Genomic DNA, 20552 nt, shown 5'->3' on the forward strand with positions numbered 1-20552 from the left:
CCATCCAGTCTTCCTGATTTCGGTTTGAATAAAGAACGCATCTTTCTGCTAGGTATGATGGGGGCCGGCAAGACCACACTGGGCCGCCAACTGGCTTCCCAGCTAGGCTATACCTTCGTGGATTTGGACGCATACCTGGAAGCGCGAGAGGGGCGCAGCATCGCGCAGCTGTTTGAGCAGGAAGGGCAGGAGCGTTTCCGGCAGAAGGAGCGGCAGGCCCTGGAGGCGGTGGTGCTGCAGCACGCGCAGGCAGTCATCGCCACAGGAGGCGGCACGCCTTGCTTCTTCGACAACATGTCCTTCATCAACCAGCATGGCATCAGCATCTTTCTGGACGTGCCGGCAGAGGAGATAGCCGAAAGGCTAATGGCCACCAACCTACAGGAGCGCCCGCTCCTGGCCGGAAAATCGGTGGAGGAACTCAAGGATTTCATAGCCAAAACATTAGCTGAAAGGAGAGGCTACTACCAACAGGCGAACTTCACGCTGACCGGAAAAAGCAATAACATTGAGCAATTAGTATCGTTACTAAACCATATCTAACACACATCGTTTACCCTATACACAGCATCGGGTATAATGCATACGCTCGTTTGAATTTTTGACTAGTTTTGCAGCTGATAACTGTATATAGCAAAATCTAACTATGAAACCCAATCACAAAGGACGCGCTCAGATTTTCCAGAACCCTGTTTTGGAGAGGCTGACAAGGACACACATTGCCCTTCCCATCTCTATCTTCCTAGTCATTGCCGTCGGGCTCATTCTCTACGGTGTCACGTATGGCTTCATCAACGTAGCCGAGGCCATTGGATTCTTCCTGCTGGGGTGGCTCATCTTCTCGCTTATTGAGTACTGTGCCCACCGGTTCGTGTTCCATATGGAGACAGACACGCCCACCAAGGCACGCATCCAATATACCTTCCACGGCAACCACCACGAATACCCAAAGGACAAGGAGCGTCTGGCCATGCCGCCTATCGTGAGCCTGTTCATCGCCTCTTTCTTCTTCTTCGTGTTTAAGCTGATATTCGGGCAGTTTGTGTTCGGTGTGGTAGCCGGTATGCTCTTTGGTTACGCCATGTACCTGTTTGTGCACTATGCCGTACACGCTTATGCGCCGCCCAAGAACTTCCTGAAACAGCTCTGGATTCACCACAGCATACACCACTACAAAGACCCGAACGTGGCCTATGGCGTGTCCTCGCCGCTCTGGGACTACATATTGGGCACCATGCCGAAGCGCACCAACGCCAAATAGCAGAAATAGCAAAGGGAGCCACAAAGCTCCCTTTTTGTTTGTACGCCTTTGCAGGTGTCTAAGAAAAAAGGAGCCGTAGAAGGCTCCTTTTCAGTAGGGTCTAGCGTCTCAGTTTCCGGAATATCCAGCCGACAATCAGCACAATCAGCACGATGATGATGACGGCCGTCCACATGCCGGCCTCGAAGATGTCTCCAATCACTTCGCAACTGCTCAGCGTGAACGCCAGCAGCACGAACACCACGGATAAATAGGCTCTTATATTCTTCATAGTTTTGGTTTTTAGGTTGCAGCAGATAAAGGCAATGTCACTTGCCCCTGTCAGACAGGTATGGCTATCCGCTAATATGATAATATTGCCATGTATATGAGATACTTGGTTTAGCTTGAAAAGGTTGAGCCGGGCGGATGCGGAGCTAAAACGGGTAGCGGTCAGGAAGGTATAAAAACAAAAAAGCCACTCGTCTGAGTGGCTTTTTCAGCTCTCCCTCCTGGGCTCGAACCAGGGACCCTCTGATTAACAGTCAGATGCTCTAACCGACTGAGCTAAGGAAGAGTGTTTCGGTTATTTCGCGGGCAGTGTGCCGTTGAATTATGATGCAATATTACGCCTCTTTTTGAGATTATGCAAGCCCTGCTCCAAAAAAATCTTTACCTGAAACGTAAAATTCTGGGAATCAAACTAAAAAAATTAATTTGATATGTAGAGCAGGGAGCCGTCCAGCGCGGTTCGGTATTGCCTAAGTCCATAAACCGCCGGGCCGGTCATCACGCCGCCCTGAAAGTTGAACTGGGAGCCGCAGCAGCTGTCGATGAGGAACAGGTTGGACGGGTCCACCTCCACGCGGCCACAGGGTAGTTCATGAGTTGGGTCATAGGTGCAGGCCTGCTCAAAGGCCAGGTATAGGTTGGCGTTCTGGCGCACCACCAGGATGCCTTTGTAGCCGCTCTGCAGATAGGCGTAGCCGCCGTCCTGGCGCAGCTTCGGGTACTGCAGACTGTTCACGTTTATCTGCTCACTCACCGGCACATTGGGTATACCCGGGCTCTGGTCGCTGTCTTTGCAGGAGGCAAACAACAGGAGCGCCAGCAGGCAGAAGAGCCTACTCGTAGGTATAAAAGCCTTTGCCAGACTTGCGGCCGTGGTGGCCGGCGTCCACTTTCTGCTGCTGTATGCGGCTCGGTCTGAATTTCGGGTCATAATGGAAAGCCTCAAACATGGAGGAGGTAACAGAGTAATTCGTGTCTACGCCAATCAGGTCCATCAGTTCGAAGGGTCCCATCTTGAAACCGCTGGCCTGCATGAGCCGGTCGATGCCTTTGGCATCGGCCACGCCTTCTTCGAGCAGCTTGAGCCCCTCCACATAGAAATGGCGAGCCACCCTGTTCACTATGAAGCCCGGCGAGTCTTGGGCCATTACCGGCGTCTTGTCCAGCTTAAGGGCCAGCTGCCGGATAGTGTCGGCCACTTCCGGAGAGGTGGCGGCACCCGAGATGACCTCTACCAGCTTCATAATGTGCGCCGGGTTGAAAAAGTGCATACCCACTACGCGCTCCGGGTGTGGTATACCTGCCGCGATGCGCGTAATAGGTATAGACGATGTGTTGGAGGCAAAAATGGTATCGGGTGTGTTCACGGCATCCAAATCCTTGAAGATGCTCTGCTTCACCTCCAACCGCTCGACCACAGCCTCAATAATAACGTCGCAACTCAGCTGCAGCGTATCCCCGGTGTAAGTCAGGTTTGCCAGTGCTGCCTGTTTCTCGGCCTCCGTGAGTTTGCCGCGCTCTATACCTTTGTAGAGGTTCTTGACCGTGGTGGCCTCCGCCTTTTGCAGTACCTGCGCATTGATATCGAACAGGATGGTCTTATACCCCGCCTGCGCACAAATCTGGGCCATGCCCTGCCCCATGGTGCCGGCACCCACTATACCTATCGTCTTGATATCCTCGAACTTCATAGCGTATGTATATCTTGTAAAGAAGATGAGTGAATGCTCTGCGAAAATTGTACGGCAGAACGTTCACTCATGCACTCACTGATAATTTAAATCACTCCCTTGAACTGGCGCAGGAAGCGAACGTCGTTCTCGGTGAACAGGCGCAGGTCGCGAATCTGGTAGCGGAGCATGGTAATGCGCTCAATGCCCATACCGAAGGCGAAACCAGAATATATCGTTGGGTCAATGCCGCAGCTCTCGAGCACGTTGGGGTCCACCATGCCGGAGCCGCCAATCTCTACCCAACCCGACTGCTTGCAGATGTTGCAGCCTTCGCCTTTGCAGATGAGGCAGGAAATGTCAATCTCGGCGCTCGGCTCCGTGAACGGGAAGAACGACGGACGGAAACGCACTTTGGTGTCCTGGCCGAACATCTCTTTGGCAAAGTAATAGACCGTTTCCTTCAGGTCTTTGAAGCTCACGCCTTTGTTCACGTACAGGCCCTCCACCTGCTGGAACACCATGTGCGCGCGGGCCGAGATGGCCTCGTTGCGGTACACGCGGCCAGGCATGATGCTGCGGAGCGGCGGCTTCTGGTGCTGCATCAGGCGCACCTGCACGTTAGAGGTATGGGTGCGCAGCAGTTTGTCGCGGTCTTCGCTCAGAAAGAACGTGTCCTGCATCTCGCGGGCCGGGTGGTTCTCCGGGAAGTTCAGGGCGGTGAAGTTGTGCCAGTCGTCCTCAATCTCGGGGCCATCGGCCACGTTGAAGCCGATGCGCTCAAAAATGCGCACAATCTCGGCGCGCACCAGCGAGAGCGGGTGGCGGGTACCGAGCGTGTTAGGTATAGGAGGCAGCGTGAAGTCGAAGGCAGCCTCTGATTCGGAGCCGGCAGCGGCGTTGGTCAGCTGCTCCTGCGCCTCGTCAAAGCGGGCCTGGGCGCGGTTCTTGAGCTGGTTCAGCTCTTGGCCCACCTGCCGGCGCTGCTCCGGAGCCACCTGCTTCAGGTCATCGAAAAGCGAGGCAATTACCCCTTTGCGGCCAATGTAGGCGATGCGGAACTGCTCCACTTCGGCGGCGCTCCCCAGCTGCGCGGCCTCTATCTCTTGTGCTACTCTCTGTATTTTCTCCACCATAGTATGCAAAGATAATAATTTGCGAAATCTTAGCGGCAAAATAAGGCCGTTTGCTATACCTTGCCCTTCGGTGAATAAAAACGATAGTTGGTTTACCGACGCCAACCCGGCATTTACCGACTTGCTCCCTGTATCAGCCTAATCGTCCTTGTGCCAGGTAGGTGCCAGCTATACCTTTGGTACAGAGATTAAAACTAAACGAACTAAAACCATGAAAAATCAAGACTACAATAAGAGAGGCAAGTCCGGTAAAATGGCCGGCCTGTTCCTGTTGCTGCTGGGCGTCCTGCTGCTCACGTCCAAAATGGGTGTTTTCTTCCTGCCGGGATGGGTGTTCTCCTGGCCCATGTTCCTGATTGCGCTGGGCCTTTTCCTGGGTTTCAAGCACTCTTTCCAGAAACCGGGCTGGCTGGTGCTGGTGGTCATCGGCGGCGTGTTCCTGCTCGACAACCACTTCCTGTTCGATATCAACCTGAAGCGCTACTTCTGGCCCATCCTGATTATCGGTCTGGGTATGTGGCTCATCCTGAAGCCTAAGAAACGAAACCCTTGGGAGCAGCAACTGAACAGCGGCCATACCCCCCCAACGGTAGACGAGACAACCGGCTACTACACCGACCCCACAACCGGCGCCTATGCCGGCGGCTACACCGACTATACCGGAGAGCAGGCCTACACAGCCGGTGGCTACACCGCCGCACCCGACCAGATGGCTTACGGGCCTGAAGACCACATCGATAGCACTGCCCTGTTTGGGGGCATCAAGAAGAACATCGTGTCCAAGAACTTCAAGGGAGGCGAAGTGGTGAGTGTGTTCGGAGGCACCGAGCTCAACCTGATGCAGGCCGATATCCAGCACCCGGTCGTGCTAGAGGCGACCCAAATCTTTGGCGGGACCACTCTCATCGTGCCGCCGCACTGGCAGATAAAGTCAGATGAGATGGTGGCTATCATGGGCGGTATAGACGACAAGCGCCCGGCCTACCAGCAAGGCTACGACCCCAGCAAAGTGCTCATCCTGAAAGGTACTACGCTGTTTGGAGGCCTCAACATCAAGAGCTACTAACCCGCAGGTATGGCATCGCAAGTCCGCTTAATCGTGCTATACCTGGTGTGGGCCGGACTGTGGGCGCTGGTGCAGGCGCTCGTGCTCTGGCCCACGGGCTTTGGCACGAAGCTGATTGCCGCAGACGCGCTGCTCAGCAACCTGCTCCTGGCACTGGGAGGCTATGCCGTAGGAACCGGGTTGCGCTACTACCAGCCAAGCATCCGGCAGGGCACTTTTCTGCTGGGTTGGAGCCTGGGCCTGGCCGCTATCAGCACCACGGTCTTCTACTGGAGCACCAACACCATGTTCTCAGACCAGGCTGCCTATCTGGCTTTTGTAGACGATACCCTGGCGGTGCGGGTGGCCTTCAACTGGCTGATGCTGCTCCTGATGCTGCTCCTGAGCTGGCTGTGGTTCTATACCCGGGAGCTGCAGGAGGCCGAGCACCGGAAAGCCGCCACCGAGAAACTGGCCCGTGAGGCGGAGCTCTTCAACCTGCGGCAGCAGCTGCAACCCCACTTCCTGTTCAACAGCCTCAACTCCATCAGCGCGCTGGCGGTGAGCCGTCCGGAGCAGGCGCGTACCATGGTGCAGCAGCTCTCGGATTTCCTGCGGGGCACGCTGCGGCAGGGCAATAACCAGCAGGTGGCGCTGGAGGAGGAACTGCGGCAACTGCAGCTATACCTGGAGATTGAGAAAGTGCGTTTCGGGCACCGGCTGCAGGTAGAGGTGGAGGCGACTGAGGAAAGTCAAAACATGAGACTTCCCGCCCTGCTGCTGCAGCCCGTGGTAGAGAACGCCATCAAGTTCGGGCTATATGACACCATTGGCGAGACATGTATCAAAGTGAAAGCAACAGCTACGGACGGGCAACTGGTCATCACCACCCAAAACCCGTACGACCCCGCCACGCAGCAGCCTCGCAAAGGCACCGGCTTCGGGCTGGACTCAGTGCGCCGGCGGCTATACCTGCTCTACGCCCGGCAGGACCTTCTCCACACCACACAGCAAGACCATACCTTCACCACCACCATCCAGATACCCCAACACTATGAGAAAATGCCTGATAATAGATGACGAACCCCTGGCCCGGAGCATTGTAGCCGAGTACCTGCAGGGCCACCCCGAACTGGAAGTGGTGCAGGAGTGTGGCGATGGCTTCGAAGGCCTGAAGGCCATCCTGCAGCACCACCCCGACCTGATTTTCCTCGACATCCAGATGCCCAAGATAAACGGGTTCGAGATGCTGGAGCTGGTGGAGCAGGCGCCTGGCGTCATCTTCACCACCGCCTTCGACGAGTACGCCATCAAAGCCTTCGAGGCCAACGCCGTGGACTACCTGCTCAAGCCCTTCAGTAAGGAGCGTTTCGATGCGGCCATCAGAAAATGGATGCAGAGCCAGGCGGTATCGGCTATACCTGCTGCGCCTCCCCTGGACGAGGTGGCGGGCAAACAGCCTGAGGAGCAGCTGCGCATCGTGGTGCGGGCGGGTAACAACATCCGCATCATTCCGGTGGCCGATGTGCTGTACCTGGAGGCATACGATGACTATGTGAAAATCCATACCCGCGACGGCGTGTTCCTTAAGAAGAAGACCATGGGCTACTACGAAAAGGCGCTCAACCAGGGGCAGTTCGTGCGGGTGCACCGGTCCTACATCATCGCTTTGTCGCAGCTCACCCGCATCGAGCCCTTTGAGAAGGACAGCCACATCGCCCTGCTCAAAAGCGGCGAACGCATCCCCTTGAGCAAGAGCGGGTATGGCCGGCTGCGGACTGTGCTGGGAATCTGAAACCGGTATACCTTGTGTTCCTGCTGTTGGGCTATACAATCCGACAGTTGGAATCAGAAACCCGGCGGTTGGTCTAAAACCGCTTTACCCAATCAATCCAAAACCCCACCTTTGTCCTGTTGCACGATGTTTTTAGGCATTCACCCAGCCTGCTTAAACCATTGCTAAAGATTCTTGTTATTCCACTATGGAAACTTTCGTGATTGAAAACGTTTCCATAGTTTTGTTCCAGATTTCAGAATATGGAGACTACAGAGCAAACAGCAGCGGTAAAAGAAAAGATTGTGGCAGAAGCCTTTAGCTTATTCTGCCAGAGCGGCATCAAGAGCGTGTCCATGGACGACATCGCCCAGCACCTGTCCATGTCCAAGAAGACCATCTACAAGTGGTTCAGCAACAAAGACGAGGTGGTATACCTGGGCGTGAGCAATTACCTGCAGAACATACAGTGCGATTCCGAAGATATTCTGAGCGGCTCTGCCAACGCCGTTGATGAGCTCTTCAACATCATGGGCACCACCCGTGAGATTTTCTCCAGGATTCACCCGTCCATCTTCCACGACCTGCAGAAGTACCACGCCAGCGCCTGGCAGCTGTGGCAGGATTACAAGAACCAGTACATATTCAGCAAGGTGAAGAAGAACCTGGAGCGCGGCATAGCGGAGGGCCTTTACCGGAAAGACTTGGATGTGGAGGTGATTGCCCGCGTCAGGCTCGTGCTGATAGAGTTGCCCTTTAACGAGCGCATCTTCCCCAAGCACCAGTTTGAGCTGATGCGGGTGCAGCTGGCCAGCCTGGAGCACTACATGCTAGGTATTGCCACCCTCAAAGGACACAAGCTGATAAACGAGTACAAGCACATCACCGAAGAAGAATAACCTACTACCTATACCTTAAAATTATGAAAAAACAGTTTAGCCTGATTCTGATTCTGTTGGCCCTGCTGGGGCACCGGCAGGCCAGCGCGCAGGGTTCTCCCCAGGCCTTCAGCCTGCAGCAGAGCATAGACTACGCCCTGCAGAACCGCCACAGCCTGAAGATGGCCCGCAACGAACAGGAAATCGCTAAAGCGAAGGTGGGCGAAATCAGGTCTATGGGGCTGCCCCAAATCAACGCGGCCGCTGACCTCGGCAAGAACGTCATCCAGCAGAAGAGCTTCCTGCCAGCTGAGTTCTTCCAGGACCCCGACAACCCCAACTCACCTGAGCCGGGCACCTTCGTACCAGTGGTGTTCACACCCCTGTATAACGGCAATGTGGCGCTTACAGGCAGCCAGCTGCTGTTCGATGGGTCCTACCTGATTGGTCTGAAGGCGGCCAAGACCTATACCGAACTCTCGCAGAAAACCACTGTGCAGAATGAGATTGACGTGGTGGAGCAGGTGACCAAGGCCTACTACAGCGTGTTGGTGAGTCGCGAGCGCATGGAGCTGCTCAACCAAAACCTGGCTCGCCTCGACACCCTGCTGAAGCAGACGCAGGTGATGTTTGACAACGGGGTGGCCGAGAAGCTGGACGTGGACCGCCTGCGGGTGTCGTTCAACAACCTGAACGTGGAGAAACAGAAGACAGAGCGCCTGCTGCTCCTGAGCGAGGACTTGCTCAAGTTCCAGATGGGGATGGACCAGAAAGAGCAACTTATCCTGACTGACCGCCTGAGCGAGGTGCAGGTAGACATGGCCAAAGCCAACCGAGAGAGCTTCAACTATGGCAACCGGATTGAATACTCCGTGCTGGAAACGCAGCGCGACCTGGCCACGCTGGACCTGCGCAACAACCGCTCCGGCTACCTGCCCAAGCTATACCTGAACGGCCGCTATGGCTACGTGGCCGCCAACAACGAGTTCCGTGAGATGACCCGCAGCGGCAACTGGCTAGACTTTGCCTACGTGGGCTTGGGGCTGCAGGTGCCTATTTTCGATGGCCTGCGCAAGCACTATGTGATACAGCAATCTAAGCTGACGCTGGAGAACACCAAGCTCGGCTTTGAGAGTCTGAAGCAAGGTATAGACCTGGAGCTGAACCAAGCCTCCGCCGACCTGACCAACTCCCTGGATGTGCTGGCCTCGCAGCGCGAGAACCTGGAGCTGGCAGAGGAGATAGCCAATGTGGCCAAAATCAAGTTCCAGGAGGGCGTAGGCTCTAACCTGGAGGTGGTGACTGCCGAGACGGACCTGCGCCAGGCACAGACAAACTACTACGCCGCCATGTACGACGCGCTCATCGCCAAAGTGAACCTCGACAAAGCCACCGGCACCTTACTCACAAAATAAGACTAACCGAAAAGAAGATGAACCGACCTATCCTTATGAAAAAGATATTTGGAATTTCCACACTGGCCTTACTGCTAGGTATGGCAGCCTGCGGCGGCGGCAACGACAAAGAGGCGCAGTTGGCTGAACTGAAGCAGCAGCAGACGGAAATCCAGGAGCAGATTGCCGCTCTCGAAGCCGAACTGAAAGCCGAGGGCAAAGGCGCTCCAGTAGAGAAGAAAACCGTGCCGGTGACGGTGGCCCAGGTACAACCCGACACATTCCGCCACTACCTGGAGGTGCAGGGCAACGTGGATTTCGACCAGAACGTGCTGGTGAGCGCCAAGGTGCCAGGCGTGCTGACGAGCGTGCGCGTGAAGCGCGGCGACAAGGTATCCAAAGGACAGACCATGGCCACCATTGACGCACAGGTGCTGGAGCAGAACCTTGCAGAGGTACGCACCCGCCTCGACCTGGCCCGCATCGCTTTTGAAAAGCAGGAAAACCTCTGGAATCAGAAGATAGGAACCGAGATGCAGTACCTGACGGCCAAGAACAACAAGGAGGCCTTGGAGCGCAGCCTGGCGACGTTGCAGCAGCAGCGCGACCAGTACAACATCAAAGCCCCAGTGTCCGGCGTGGTGGACGACGTGCGCCCAAATGCAGGGGAGGCTGTAGCACCGGGTGTGGGCATCATCCGGGTGGTGAATACCAGCGGCTCCAAGATTGTGGCGGAGGTGTCGGAGGCATACCTGACCAAAATCAACAAGGGCGATGAGGCGCTGGTGCGCTTCCCAGACCTGAACCAGGAGATAACAGCCACCGTGGATGTGGTGAGCCGCTTCATCGACCCAAGCAGTCGCACCTTCACCATCGAGCTGCGGCCGAAGAACGTAGAATTTGAGCTGCGGCCCAACCTGGTGGCCGTGGTGCGCATACAGGATTACAAGAACGAAGGGGCAATCACGGTGCCGGTGAACCTGGTGCAGCGCGATGAAAAGTCGCAGTACGTGTACGTGGCCCAGAAGCAGGGCGAGCGCTTTGTGGCTACCCGCAAGGAAGTGGAGACAGGTATGAACTACCAGGGGCAGGTGGAAGTGCTCAAAGGGCTTTCCGCCAATGACCAAATCATCACAGCAGGGTACCAGAGTGTGAACGAGGGACAGCCGGTTGTTTTCAACCAGGTGAGCAGCTTGCAGCAGTAAACCTTTAAGCCGAAAACTATGAAACAGTTCAAGCCGACCAGTTGGTCTATTGACAATAGAACGAGTATCTACATCATCACCATCATCATCACGCTGGCGGGTATATACTCGTACATTAAGCTCCAGAAAGAGAACTTCCCTGACATTGTGATTCCGACGGTGTTCGTGGGCACCATCTATCCGGGCACATCTCCGGCCGACATCGAGAACCTGGTGACGCGCCCTATTGAAAAGCAGCTGAAAGCCATTTCAGGAGTCAAAAAGGTGACTTCCAATTCCATTCAGGACTTCTCCATGATTACGGTGGAGTTCAACACCGATGTGGATGTGGTAGAGGCCAAGCAGCTGGTGAAAGATGCCGTGGACAAAGCCCGCACAGACTTGCCCACCGACCTAGACCAGGACCCGAACGTGCAGGAGGTCAACTTCTCCGAGTTCCCCATCATGTACCTCAACGTGTCAGGCAACTACAGCCTGGACCGCCTGAAGAAGTACGCCGAAGACCTACAGGACCGCATCGAGGCCCAGCCCGAAATCACACGCGTGGACATGGTAGGCGCCCTGGACAAGGAGGTGCAGGTGAACGTGGACCTGTACAAGATGCAGGTGGCGCAGGTGACCTTTGCTGACATCAACCGGGCCATCGCCTCTGAGAACGTGACGGTGTCGGGTGGCAACATATCCGTAGGCGAGATGAAGCGCTCGGTGCGCGTGGTGGGGCAGTACACTGACCCAAACCGGATTGGCGACATCGTGGTGAAATCCTTGTCGGGCGCCAACATCCAGCTGAAGGAGATTGCCGAGGTGAAAGAGGGCTTCGAGGAGCAGGAAAGCTTCGCCCGCCTCGACAACGCGCCCGTCATCACCCTCAATGTCATCAAGCGCAGTGGCGAGAACCTTATAGAGGCCTCGGACAAAATACACGCCCTGGTGGAGGACATGGAAGGCAGCGTGCTGCCCGACGACCTGAAAATCACCATCACTGGCGACCAGTCCACGCAGACGCGCCATACCCTGAATGACCTGATTAACACCATCATCATCGGCTTTGTGCTGGTGACGATTATCCTGATGTTCTTCATGGGAGTGACCAATGCAGTCTTTGTGGGTTTGTCGGTGCCGTTGTCCATGTTCATCGCTTTCATCCTGATGCCGGTGATGGGCTTCTCACTCAACATGATTGTGCTCTTCTCGTTCCTGCTAGCCTTGGGCATCGTGGTGGACGATGCCATTGTGGTGATTGAGAACACGCACCGCATCCTGCACCAGTCCAACCTGAGTGTGGTCAGGTCGGCAAAGGTGGCGGCAGGAGAGGTGTTCGTGCCCGTTTTGGCCGGTACGCTCACCACGGTGGCGCCGTTTCTGCCGCTAGCCTTCTGGCCAGGTATAGTGGGTAAATTCATGTTCTTCCTGCCCATAACGCTGATAGTGACCCTAATGTCCTCGCTGCTGGTGGCCTTCATCATCAACCCGGTTTTCGCGGTCTCATTCATGAAGAAGGAGCATGAACTGGACCAAGACATTTCCCCACGCGCCCGCAGAACCTTCTGGCTGTTGGTGGGCGCGGCCTTCTTGGTAGCCGTTGTGGCCTACTTGGCTGGCTGGTATGGCACAGCCAACCTGGTGATGCTGGGTCTGGTGCTGGTGCTGCTCAACCGCTTCCTGTTCCGGCGCATGATACATGGCTTTCAGAATAAGACGCTGCCCCGCTTCATGCGCGGGTATGAGCGTCTGCTGCGCTGGATGCTGGTGGGTATGCGCCCGGTATGGATGTTTCTGAGCGTCATCGGACTGCTTTTCTTCTCCTTATTTTTGACAGCCGTGCGTCCGCCAAAAGTTGTGTTTTTCCCGGAGTCGGACCCGAACTTCGTCTATACCTATATCAGCATGCCGATAGGCACGGACCAGGCTGTGACTGACTCAGTTACCCGTGCGGTGGAGCGGCGCATCAACCAGGTGGTGGGTGCCGAGAATCCTGATGTGGAATCGGTCATTTCCAATGTGGCCATCGGGGCAGGCGACCAAAACGACCGCAGCACGACGGCACAATCTCACTTAGGGAAGGTTACCGTAGCCTTTGTGGAGTATCAATACAGAACCGGAGAGCGGAGCAGCCGCGAGTATATGGATGAGATTCGAGATGCGGTGCGTGGTATACCGGGCGCCAACATCACCGTGGACCAGGAGCAGAACGGTCCGCCGGTAGGCAAGCCTGTCAGCATCGAAATCGCCGGAGAGGACTTTGAAGGACTGATTGCCCTTTCCAAGCAGGTGGAGCAGTACATCGACCAGCAGCAGATAGGAGGTATAGAGGAGCTGCGCAGCGATTTGGAGGACAGCAAGCCGGAAATCGTCATCAACATTGACCGCGAGCGTGCCAACCGCGAGGGAATCAGCACCGGGCAGGTAGGTATGGAGTTGCGCACGGCGATTTTCGGGGAGGAGGCCTCCAAATTCAAACTGGACGAGGAGGAGTACCCGATTCAAGTGCGCTATGCTGAGCCTTACCGAGAGAACATAGACGCGCTGCTGGACATGCGCATCACCTACCGCGACATGAACAGCGGGTTGGTGCGCCAAATCCCGCTTTCATCGCTGGCCACGATTGAGTACAGCAACTCCTATGGCGGCATCAAACGCAAGAACCTGAAACGCGTGGTGACGCTGGAGTCGAACGTGCTGGGCGGTTACAATGCCAACGAGGTGGTGATGAACATCGAGAGCGCGCTGCGCGACTTTGAGACGCCGGAAGGCTATGAGGTGAAGATGGGCGGACAGCAGGAGGAGCAGGAGGAAACGGCCAACTTCCTGATGGTGGCCCTGGTGGCGGCTTTCTGCATCATCTTCCTGATTCTGGTGACGCAGTTCAACTCGGTGTCAAAACCGTTCATCATCCTGTCGGAGGTACTGTTCAGCATCATCGGCGTGCTGCTGGGCTTTTCTATCTTCGGGATGGATGCCTCCATTGTGATGACAGGGGTGGGCATTGTGGCGCTGGCCGGCATAGTGGTGAAGAACGGTATCCTGATTGTGGAGTTTACGGACCTGCTGCTGGAAGAGGGCAAGGAGTTGAAGGAGGCCATTGTGGAGGCGGGCAAGACGCGCCTGAACCCGGTGCTGCTCACAGCCACGGCCACTATACTAGGCCTGATACCGCTGGCGTTAGGTATAAACCTGAACTTCTATACCTTGTTCACGGAGTTCAAACCGAACTTCTTCATGGGTGGTGACAGTGCCGCTTTCTGGGGACCGCTAGCCTGGACGATTATTTTTGGCCTGGGCTTTGCTACGGTCGTAACGCTGCTGATCGTGCCGGTGATGTACCTGCTCAACGAGCGCCTAAAGAGAAAGATAAAAGGTGACAAGAAGCCTGCCGGAGCCGTGAAACTTCCAGACGGCCAGCAGGTAGAAGCGCCTGTAAATGGGAAAGTTAGAGAATACACCGTATAAATATGCTTACAACAACTGACAAAGCTATTGAGCGTGAGGTTATCCGTATCATTAGCAAAACCAAGGAGATAAGACCTGCGCGCCTGCAAACGAAAGCACGCCTGTTCCAGGATTTTGGCTTCGATACTGTGGATTTGGTGGACATCATCCTGGAGCTGGAAAAGAATTTCGACATCGTGATTCCGGATGAGGTGCCTATCAACACAGTGGGTGATTTTGTGGACTATGTGGCATCGCAGCATACCTTGCGTGAGGCAAGCTAAGGATAGCCATACCTATACCTGTACAAACAGAAAGGCCGGGAGCTTGCTCCCGGCCTTTCTGTTTGTACAAAGTTCTTGTCAGTAGAAGGTATAGGCGTCAGTGCCGCAGCCCCTACGGTTTTGTTTTCAGCAGGTAAAGTGTTACAGTGTAGTAAGCGTCTATTCGATAGGGTAGGTTTTAGTAGATGGAGATACGGTAAGCCTTCAGTTTCTGGTCCAGCGCCTTGGAGTTCACGCATACCTGGTCGAGCAGTGACCAGAAGCCGGGGCCATGGTTTTTCTCTACGGTGTGCGCCAGCTCATGCAGAATCACGTAGTCGCAGAGGGAATCAGGCAGGCGCATCAGGTGCAGGTTCAGGTTGATGTTGTTGGTGTGCGAGCAGCTTCCCCAGCGCGACTTGGCGTTCTTGATGAACACGTTCTGGTATTCGAACCCAAACTTCTTGGCGAAGTAATCGACCCGCTCCGGCAGGTACTGTTTCGCCTCCTTGCGGTAGGCCTCCTCTATCGACTTGCGGATGAACTTCTGCACCTCGTTGTCGCGTACATCCTTATAGGCCGGGTAGAACACGTTGATGTAGCCATTCTCGATGACGCAGCGCATGGTATACTGGGCATGGGTGAGCAGACGAAGCGAGTGCGACCGGGTCCTGAACTCGGTATTGCCGTCATACATAGTCACCCGCGCCTCATGCTGTTGCATGCGGGCCTGGTGCTCCTTTATCCAGTCGCTCTTGGTATAGATGAGCTGCTCCGCTTTCTCAAAACTGATGTGAGGCGGCACGGCTACCCGTATACCTTTGATGGGCCGGACGCTGATGGTAAGACGTTTGGCTTTGTCACTCCGCTCGATGAGAACCTTCCCGATTCCGTCGATGTGGAGATTAACGGATGTTAGTCGTAGAAATGATGAAGACACTTTGGCTAAAAGTTAAAATACAAAATCATCAGTCCAAATATAAAAAAATAATTCCTTATAAAACTATAGCTGCCACTGCTTTTGTGTGTTTTTATATGAATTTTTGTATTTGAATAGTGCTATATTGTGTCATTTGCATAAATTATTTTGAGTGTTTTCCACGCCCCTTCCGGATGGGGGTATGTGCAGGCTGAGAGAGTGTTAGATGCAAAAAGGCTGCCCTAGGCAGCCTTTTGATATTAAATGTATTGGGTCTGTCTAGCGGATGTTGCCGCCGGTCGGCATGTCGTCGTGCGGGTTCTTGGCCACACGGCTGCTGTCGGTGGTGGCGGAACGCAGCGTTGGCTCCTTGCTGTTGGTGGCAGAGCCCTCTGCGTCTGTAGAGTGTCCTTGGGAGGTATGGCCCTTGATTGTCTTGTTGCCTGCCTCGGGTTTTTTGTCCTGCTTCTTCTCGTCTTGTTTCATAGGTGTCGTGTTTGTATGGTTAAATGTTCTCGCCTTGCCCTATGTGTACGTGCCCCTCAGACTGGTTGCTGTACTTGGGCGTCCCGAAAGAGGTGTCAGCATCATGCGGCGCCTGCGCATGCACCACCACCTCCTGTCGCGCTTTGCGGCTGGCATCCCACTCCTTGAAGTGGTCCAGCTCCGACTTGATGCCGGTCATGAACCAGGCCAGCAGCGCCGCATCGTCCAGCAGGCCTACCACCGGTATGAAATCCGGAATCAGGTCCAGGGGCATGATGAAGTAGATGAGGATGGCCACGCCTCCCACCAGTGTGGTGTTCGGTATACCTTTGTACTCCCCGCCAACGGCGGCTTTTATCATACGGGACAACAGCTGCAGATTCTCCCACACCTCCCCGGCCAGTGCACCGATGCTCTTTTTGGCCGCGGCTTTCTTGAAGGTGTCATTCAGCAGCTTGGTCACCTGCATAGGGTGCTCGAGGTACTTTTCCGCCTTCTTGAGGATGCTCTGGAAAAGGGGGCTCTGCGATACAGTCTTGCCGTCTGGGCGTTGTGTCTCTTTATTGTTTTCGTTCTCCATTTTTTACGGGCTAATGCTGATTATGTCTGTTGAGTCGTGCCGATGCCTTCCTTGGAACCTAGCTTGCTGGCCGTGGTGGTGCGGGGGCAAATGTGGGCGCAAGTTGCTCAACTGCCGACATCCTTCCTATACCTTGCGCCAAGTAATTTTGTTCTGGCATGCAAACAGAAAACGGGCCACAGTATACCTGCAAGCCCGCTCAAGTAAGGGTGCTATAAGGGAGGGTTCTAGTTCACGCGCCCGGCGGCGTAGTAGTAGTTGCGGTAGTAAGGCTCCTGGAGCGAGCTTATCATCACGCCGCCGCTTGTGGCCGAGTGTACGAACTTGCCGTCTTTGAGGTAGATGCCCACATGGAAGATGGGTTGCCTGGGGCTGCGGCGAAAAAAGACGAGGTCACCGGTACGGACCTGGGCTTTCTTGATGCGGGTCACGTCGTCGAACATGGAACGGGAACTGCGGCTGAGGTCGATGCCGTATACCTCGCGGTAAATGCTGGTGACGAAGCCGGAGCAGTCGGTCCCTTTTTTAGACTCTTTGCCATAGCTGTACGGGGTGCCCAGCCAGCTGGTGACGGTCTTGAGCAGGTCCTTGTCCTCTTTGTAGTCCAGCTTGAGGCCCAACTTGCGGGAGTAGCGCTCATAGAAAGTAGAGTCCACCGGTTCTGCCTCCTCCTCTGGCATGGGGATTTCCAGTTCCAAAGCACGGGCGATGTCCTCACCGGAATGCACGGTGTGAAGCGCGAGGGCGGGGGTGTCCTCGGTATGCTGTGACTCAGGCGCCTTTACCTCGTAAAAGAAGGAGAGAAAGAGCGAAACAACAGCGAGTACGCTCAGTATGATGGTTCTGGTCATAGGGTTTAGCATGTTTTGAAACCACCGCAGTGGCAAACAGTTGTCACCTTATGGTTGGAGAGCGGTGTCGGTGAAATTGGATTTCTACTCTGCAACCTGTATGCTGATGCCGCTGCATCTAAACAGTGCGTAAAAATAGATACAATTTTTATAACGGCCAAAGCTTTCGGATATTGTCGCTCGCCCCTGGTTTTCACCTGCTCGCCGCTCGGTAAGCTGCGCTCGCGGGCGAACCAGTGCTGGTATAGTGCAGTTGCGATGCTTTTGGCTTCAATAAAGGATGCAAACGATGGAGTATAAAATTGTTGAGAAATCACTTTTTGCGCGTATAGCCCGCATGGTGCTGAAGAGCCGGAACGTGGCCATGGTGCTCGGGAAGACAATCCATTTGAGCGGTGTGAAGCGCGATGCCTTTTTGCAGGACAGCGGCTGGCTGGCGCATGAACTGTGCCACATCCGGCAGTTTCAGGAGCACGGTTACCTGCGGTTTTTGTGGCTATACCTGAAGGAGTCGATGCGGGTGGGCTACTACAACAACAAGTATGAGGTGGAGGCCCGCATTGCCGGCCTGAAGGGCGAGCAGCACCTGCTTGCCAGCCAAAAAGCAGACAGCACCGTGAATCCTACAGAACTGCCGCTGCCCTCCGATGTGCGCAAGGAGAGTTGAGTGAAGTTAGAAAGGTAAATAATGTGGGGAAACAGGCAGGTATACCTTCAGTCCAGCTTCTGCTGCTACTCTGGAAGGGTAAGCCAGTTGGCAGAACGCAAGAAGCACATTTACTAAAAAAGGAAAGAGGGTATGGCGCACTTGCCATACCCTCTTTTTAGAATCTTACTATTGTTTGTTGCGGCTATGCCTCACGCCATTTAATGGTGCAGCCAATTGCCTTCGTGTTGGGCTGGCTTACCGCCTTGCCTGCCACCAGTTCGTCCAGGGCAGCTTCGGCGTATTTCTTCTGCACTTTCTCCGGCTCGCGCGAGCTGTCATCTATCGTGCCGATGTAGGCTACCTTATACTGACCGTCTGGCTGCTTCTGCACCACGTACAGGTGTGGTGTGCGGGTGGCGCCATAGGCTTTCGTTATTTCCTGGGTCTCATCGAGCAGGTATGGGAACGGGAATTTCTTCTCCTTGGCCCGCTGCTGCATGTGCCCGAATGAATCCTCCGGCGATGCCTGCACGTCATTCGGGTTGATGGCGATAACCGGATATCCCTGCGGCGCATATTTGTTGTGCAGCGCAATAATGCGGTCTTCGTAAGCCACAGAGTAGGGGCAGGTGTTGCAGGTGAAGGTCACGATGAATCCCTTGGCATCTTGGAAATCGCTCATCGATACCATCTTGCCATCCACGTTCTTCAGCTTGAAGTCACGGGCCGCATCGCCCACCTGGTAACCTGGGTCAGCGGGAACGGCAGCCAGCAACACGCCCATCAGCAGGAAGCAGGCCAGGTAAAGGAACGGAGTCTTTCTTTTCTTCATGTAGGTGGAAGGTTATGGTTTATATTGTTGAATGAGTTTTTCTAGTTCCTCCTGCGTGAGCTCGCGCTCCACGAATTCGTACTGCTTGCGCTTGTTGTTGAAGAGCATGGTGGCAGGTATGGCCCCTGACCATTTCGGTTCTATCTTGTCTATCCAGGTGTTGCCGTCCGGCTCGTCGAGCAGCAGCAGCCGCGATTTCAGATTGCGTTTCTGAACGAAAGGCACCACGCGCTTCTCCAGGTCCTGCACGGCATCCATGCTCACCAGAATCACCCGCACCGGCTGGTCTTTGTACTGCTGGTTGGCCGCCTCAAAGTAGGGCATCTCCTTGATGCAGGGCTTGCACCAGGTGGCCCAGAAGTTCACCACATACAGCGTGTCGTGCGGCGATTGGCGTATCTCTTGCAGCTGCTCAAACTTGATGGTCTGCACTGGCTGCTGCGCCAGGGCTGTGGCGGCAGGCCAGAGGATGAGGGCAGCAACCAGACCCATTAGCTGGTTCCTAAGTTTTCCTGTCATAGTCATGTAACGCATACGGGCGGCAATGTATTGCCGCTGCTAATTTCTAACAATTTAGTTCTTAAATCGTTTCCAAAGAACACATGTATGTTAAACCAACAAAACAAACTTGACAATGGCGAATAAACTAGATGGAAAGAAAGTGGCGATACTGGTGACGGACGGGTTTGAGCAGGTAGAGCTGACGGAGCCAAAGAAGGCATTGGAAGAGGCAGGCGCCCAGACGCACATCATAGCGCCCAAAGGCGGAGAGGTGAAAGGCTGGAACCACACCGACTGGGGCGACACCCTTAAAGTGGATAAGCAGCTGAACAGCGTGAACGCCGATGAATACCATGCGCTGCTGCTGCCCGGCGGCGTGATGAACCCCGACAAGCTGCGCGGCGATAAGGACGTAGTGGCCTTCGTGAGCAAGTTCATGGAGGCAGGCAAGCCAGTAGCGGCCATCTGCCACGGCCCCTGGACGCTCATTGAGACTGGCAAAGTGAAGGGTAAGAAGATGACCAGCTACCATACCTTGAAGACTGACCTCAAAAACGCCGGCGCTGACTGGGTAGATGAAGAAGTGGTAGTGGACAACGGCCTGGTGACGAGCCGCAACCCGGACGACATACCTGCCTTCAACAAGAAGATGATAGAAGAGATAGCCGAAGGCCGTCACGACAGATAACCAACAAGACACAAAAGCGGCGGCTCCATACCAGGTATGGAGCCGCCGCTTTTTTATGCCTATGCTATACCTACAGCTATACCTATACCTAGGGCTGCAGCAGTGCCAGCAGCTGCTCGGCTGGTTGCTCCAGCAGGTAGACCAGCACCACATCGAGCACCAGCAGGAACAGGCCCTGCAGCACGACCGATTGGCCCCAGCCCAGTTGCTGCTCTGTCTTCGGGGAGTTCTTGGCCAGCTCTTTCAGGTAGGCACCCAAGAGCAGGAACGCCACATCCATCCCAATGCTCAGGTAGAACACCTTGATGTACCCGTAGTGGAAGCGCACGCTTTCGCTCAGAGTGCGCGTGGCGGCGTCATACGACAATATATAATACAGAGCCGCACCGGCGATAAGGACATTGACGATGTTCCAGTAGATGTTCATCTGGTGGAAGTAGCGCTTGTTTCGGGACGACTTAGTGAGTTTGAAGCTGCCCACCACAATGTTGAGGAGCGCCCACATACCTAGCACCAGCATACCAATCTTCAGGGTCTCTGCCTGCCGCAGGTTAAACGAAGCAAGGGCATCGCTCTGCGCATTGGCTGCCAGCGAGAGCAGCAAAAGGGGGAGCAGGCAAAGGTATTTTCTCATAATATGTCCTTAAATGGTTTGTGTAGGAACGTATTACGGGTGACTTTAGCGTATGGGGTGCCTGTAATTTGACAGGAGTAGTGCAAT

23 protein-coding genes and 1 tRNA gene are annotated in these 20552 nt (G+C 54.9%); 12 read left to right on the forward strand and 12 right to left on the reverse strand.

The genetic code is table 11. From position 1 onward, the window contains the following. The first annotated feature begins 24 nt into the window (after positions 1–24). Entirely contained in the window at positions 25–543 is a 519-nt protein-coding gene (locus tag B051_RS0102550) for a shikimate kinase (RefSeq protein WP_026236144.1), read from the forward strand. Between the two features lie 103 nt (positions 544–646). Continuing rightward, positions 647–1261: a sterol desaturase family protein gene (locus B051_RS0102555; protein WP_018476610.1), complete on the forward strand. Its 615-nt coding sequence runs from the start codon at positions 647–649 to the stop codon at positions 1259–1261. Positions 1262–1361: 100 nt separating this feature from the next. Here the strand turns inward: B051_RS0102555 and B051_RS22355 are convergent, their stop codons facing one another. The 5 genes from B051_RS22355 to pheS all read right to left on the reverse strand — a co-directional run bounded on the left by B051_RS22355 (position 1362) and on the right by pheS (position 4337). After that, positions 1362–1532 carry a hypothetical protein gene (locus B051_RS22355; protein WP_018476611.1) on the reverse strand — a complete coding sequence of 57 codons (171 nt, stop codon included), beginning with the start codon at positions 1530–1532 and terminating at the stop codon, positions 1362–1364. 211 nt (positions 1533–1743) lie between these two features. Beyond that, positions 1744–1817: transfer RNA gene (locus B051_RS0102565), tRNA-Asn, on the reverse strand. A 135-nt stretch (positions 1818–1952) separates the two neighbouring features. Next, positions 1953–2462: a hypothetical protein gene (locus B051_RS0102570; RefSeq protein ID WP_245539561.1), complete on the reverse strand. Its 510-nt coding sequence runs from the start codon at positions 2460–2462 to the stop codon at positions 1953–1955. Next, complete coding sequence (locus B051_RS0102575) at positions 2365–3222, reverse strand: 3-hydroxyacyl-CoA dehydrogenase family protein (RefSeq protein ID WP_018476613.1); 858 nt, start codon at positions 3220–3222, stop codon at positions 2365–2367. The genes B051_RS0102570 and B051_RS0102575 overlap by 98 nt, the downstream gene beginning before the upstream one ends. A gap of 86 nt (positions 3223–3308) precedes the next feature. Beyond that, a complete protein-coding gene (pheS, locus tag B051_RS0102580; RefSeq protein ID WP_018476614.1) occupies positions 3309–4337 on the reverse strand; it encodes a phenylalanine--tRNA ligase subunit alpha in 1029 nt (342 codons plus the stop codon). A 211-nt stretch (positions 4338–4548) separates the two neighbouring features. Here pheS and B051_RS20760 point away from each other — a divergent pair, with 211 nt between their 5' ends. The 8 genes from B051_RS20760 to B051_RS0102620 all read left to right on the forward strand — a co-directional run bounded on the left by B051_RS20760 (position 4549) and on the right by B051_RS0102620 (position 14346). Then, a complete protein-coding gene (locus B051_RS20760; protein WP_018476615.1) occupies positions 4549–5403 on the forward strand; it encodes a LiaF transmembrane domain-containing protein in 855 nt (284 codons plus the stop codon). Positions 5404–5412: 9 nt separating this feature from the next. After that, a complete protein-coding gene (locus tag B051_RS0102590; RefSeq protein WP_026236145.1) occupies positions 5413–6462 on the forward strand; it encodes a sensor histidine kinase in 1050 nt (349 codons plus the stop codon). Next, positions 6437–7177: a LytR/AlgR family response regulator transcription factor gene (locus tag B051_RS0102595; RefSeq protein ID WP_018476617.1), complete on the forward strand. Its 741-nt coding sequence runs from the start codon at positions 6437–6439 to the stop codon at positions 7175–7177. Before B051_RS0102590 ends, B051_RS0102595 begins: the two co-directional genes overlap by 26 nt. A gap of 242 nt (positions 7178–7419) precedes the next feature. Continuing rightward, on the forward strand, positions 7420–8055 hold the full coding sequence (locus B051_RS0102600; RefSeq protein ID WP_018476618.1) for a TetR/AcrR family transcriptional regulator: 636 nt from the start codon (positions 7420–7422) through the stop codon (positions 8053–8055). Positions 8056–8078: 23 nt separating this feature from the next. Then, the gene (locus tag B051_RS0102605; protein ID WP_018476619.1) at positions 8079–9449 is read left to right on the forward strand and encodes a TolC family protein; all 1371 of its coding nucleotides are present in this window, start codon (positions 8079–8081) and stop codon (positions 9447–9449) included. 35 nt (positions 9450–9484) lie between these two features. After that, complete coding sequence (locus B051_RS0102610; protein ID WP_018476620.1) at positions 9485–10633, forward strand: efflux RND transporter periplasmic adaptor subunit; 1149 nt, start codon at positions 9485–9487, stop codon at positions 10631–10633. 18 nt (positions 10634–10651) lie between these two features. Next, entirely contained in the window at positions 10652–14083 is a 3432-nt protein-coding gene (locus tag B051_RS20765; protein ID WP_018476621.1) for an efflux RND transporter permease subunit, read from the forward strand. 2 nt (positions 14084–14085) lie between these two features. Then, positions 14086–14346 carry an acyl carrier protein gene (locus B051_RS0102620; protein WP_018476622.1) on the forward strand — a complete coding sequence of 87 codons (261 nt, stop codon included), beginning with the start codon at positions 14086–14088 and terminating at the stop codon, positions 14344–14346. A 178-nt stretch (positions 14347–14524) separates the two neighbouring features. Here the strand turns inward: B051_RS0102620 and B051_RS0102625 are convergent, their stop codons facing one another. The 4 genes from B051_RS0102625 to B051_RS0102640 form a co-directional block, all read right to left on the reverse strand. Next, positions 14525–15265 (reverse strand): M48 family metallopeptidase, encoded by a 741-nt coding sequence (locus B051_RS0102625; protein WP_026236146.1) that lies wholly within the window; start codon positions 15263–15265, stop codon positions 14525–14527. Positions 15266–15523: 258 nt separating this feature from the next. Continuing rightward, a complete protein-coding gene (locus tag B051_RS22670) occupies positions 15524–15730 on the reverse strand; it encodes a hypothetical protein (protein WP_018476624.1) in 207 nt (68 codons plus the stop codon). A gap of 19 nt (positions 15731–15749) precedes the next feature. Beyond that, positions 15750–16310, reverse strand: coding sequence for a YkvA family protein (locus B051_RS0102635; protein WP_018476625.1), 561 nt, complete (start codon positions 16308–16310; stop codon positions 15750–15752). 227 nt (positions 16311–16537) lie between these two features. Further along, positions 16538–17161, reverse strand: a complete 624-nt coding sequence (locus B051_RS0102640) for a C40 family peptidase (RefSeq protein WP_018476626.1) — start codon at positions 17159–17161, stop codon at positions 16538–16540. A 289-nt stretch (positions 17162–17450) separates the two neighbouring features. Between B051_RS0102640 and B051_RS20770 the strand changes: the two genes are divergently transcribed. Next, positions 17451–17828 carry a hypothetical protein gene (locus B051_RS20770; protein ID WP_018476627.1) on the forward strand — a complete coding sequence of 126 codons (378 nt, stop codon included), beginning with the start codon at positions 17451–17453 and terminating at the stop codon, positions 17826–17828. 184 nt (positions 17829–18012) lie between these two features. On the opposite strand, the gene B051_RS0102650 is transcribed toward B051_RS20770, so the two are convergent. Together B051_RS0102650 and B051_RS0102655 are read right to left on the reverse strand one after the other, a co-directional pair. After that, positions 18013–18642 carry a thioredoxin family protein gene (locus tag B051_RS0102650; protein WP_018476628.1) on the reverse strand — a complete coding sequence of 210 codons (630 nt, stop codon included), beginning with the start codon at positions 18640–18642 and terminating at the stop codon, positions 18013–18015. A 12-nt stretch (positions 18643–18654) separates the two neighbouring features. Further along, positions 18655–19161, reverse strand: a complete 507-nt coding sequence (locus B051_RS0102655; RefSeq protein ID WP_245539562.1) for a TlpA family protein disulfide reductase — start codon at positions 19159–19161, stop codon at positions 18655–18657. 115 nt (positions 19162–19276) lie between these two features. On the opposite strand from B051_RS0102655, the gene B051_RS0102660 reads away from it, so the two are divergent. Continuing rightward, positions 19277–19831, forward strand: coding sequence for a type 1 glutamine amidotransferase domain-containing protein (locus tag B051_RS0102660; RefSeq protein ID WP_018476630.1), 555 nt, complete (start codon positions 19277–19279; stop codon positions 19829–19831). Between the two features lie 88 nt (positions 19832–19919). Here B051_RS0102660 and B051_RS0102665 read toward each other — a convergent pair whose 3' ends face one another. Then, positions 19920–20465 (reverse strand): DUF6992 family protein, encoded by a 546-nt coding sequence (locus tag B051_RS0102665; protein WP_245539563.1) that lies wholly within the window; start codon positions 20463–20465, stop codon positions 19920–19922. Positions 20466–20552: the final 87 nt, after the last annotated feature.

This window comes from Pontibacter roseus DSM 17521, assembly GCF_000373265.1.
GTDB lineage: Bacteria > Bacteroidota > Bacteroidia > Cytophagales > Hymenobacteraceae > Pontibacter > Pontibacter roseus.

Coding starts and splice junctions, on each gene's coding strand:
- B051_RS22670 (WP_018476624.1), bottom strand. CDS start 15,730: ATGAAACAAGACGAGAAGAAGCAGGACAAAAAACCCGAGGCAGGCAAC.
- B051_RS0102665 (WP_245539563.1), bottom strand. CDS start 20,465: ATGAGAAAATACCTTTGCCTGCTCCCCCTTTTGCTGCTCTCGCTGGCA.
- B051_RS0102555 (WP_018476610.1), top strand. CDS start 647: ATGAAACCCAATCACAAAGGACGCGCTCAGATTTTCCAGAACCCTGTT.
- B051_RS0102635 (WP_018476625.1), bottom strand. CDS start 16,310: ATGGAGAACGAAAACAATAAAGAGACACAACGCCCAGACGGCAAGACT.
- B051_RS0102620 (WP_018476622.1), top strand. CDS start 14,086: ATGCTTACAACAACTGACAAAGCTATTGAGCGTGAGGTTATCCGTATC.
- B051_RS0102650 (WP_018476628.1), bottom strand. CDS start 18,642: ATGAAGAAAAGAAAGACTCCGTTCCTTTACCTGGCCTGCTTCCTGCTG.
- B051_RS20765 (WP_018476621.1), top strand. CDS start 10,652: ATGAAACAGTTCAAGCCGACCAGTTGGTCTATTGACAATAGAACGAGT.
- B051_RS0102655 (WP_245539562.1), bottom strand. CDS start 19,161: ATGACAGGAAAACTTAGGAACCAGCTAATGGGTCTGGTTGCTGCCCTC.
- B051_RS22355 (WP_018476611.1), bottom strand. CDS start 1,532: ATGAAGAATATAAGAGCCTATTTATCCGTGGTGTTCGTGCTGCTGGCG.
- B051_RS0102610 (WP_018476620.1), top strand. CDS start 9,485: ATGAAAAAGATATTTGGAATTTCCACACTGGCCTTACTGCTAGGTATG.
- B051_RS0102640 (WP_018476626.1), bottom strand. CDS start 17,161: ATGACCAGAACCATCATACTGAGCGTACTCGCTGTTGTTTCGCTCTTT.
- B051_RS0102575 (WP_018476613.1), bottom strand. CDS start 3,222: ATGAAGTTCGAGGATATCAAGACGATAGGTATAGTGGGTGCCGGCACC.
- B051_RS0102660 (WP_018476630.1), top strand. CDS start 19,277: ATGGCGAATAAACTAGATGGAAAGAAAGTGGCGATACTGGTGACGGAC.
- B051_RS20770 (WP_018476627.1), top strand. CDS start 17,451: ATGGAGTATAAAATTGTTGAGAAATCACTTTTTGCGCGTATAGCCCGC.
- B051_RS0102605 (WP_018476619.1), top strand. CDS start 8,079: ATGAAAAAACAGTTTAGCCTGATTCTGATTCTGTTGGCCCTGCTGGGG.
- B051_RS0102600 (WP_018476618.1), top strand. CDS start 7,420: ATGGAGACTACAGAGCAAACAGCAGCGGTAAAAGAAAAGATTGTGGCA.
- B051_RS0102590 (WP_026236145.1), top strand. CDS start 5,413: ATGGCATCGCAAGTCCGCTTAATCGTGCTATACCTGGTGTGGGCCGGA.
- B051_RS20760 (WP_018476615.1), top strand. CDS start 4,549: ATGAAAAATCAAGACTACAATAAGAGAGGCAAGTCCGGTAAAATGGCC.
- pheS (WP_018476614.1), bottom strand. CDS start 4,337: ATGGTGGAGAAAATACAGAGAGTAGCACAAGAGATAGAGGCCGCGCAG.
- B051_RS0102570 (WP_245539561.1), bottom strand. CDS start 2,462: ATGACCCGAAATTCAGACCGAGCCGCATACAGCAGCAGAAAGTGGACG.
- B051_RS0102595 (WP_018476617.1), top strand. CDS start 6,437: ATGAGAAAATGCCTGATAATAGATGACGAACCCCTGGCCCGGAGCATT.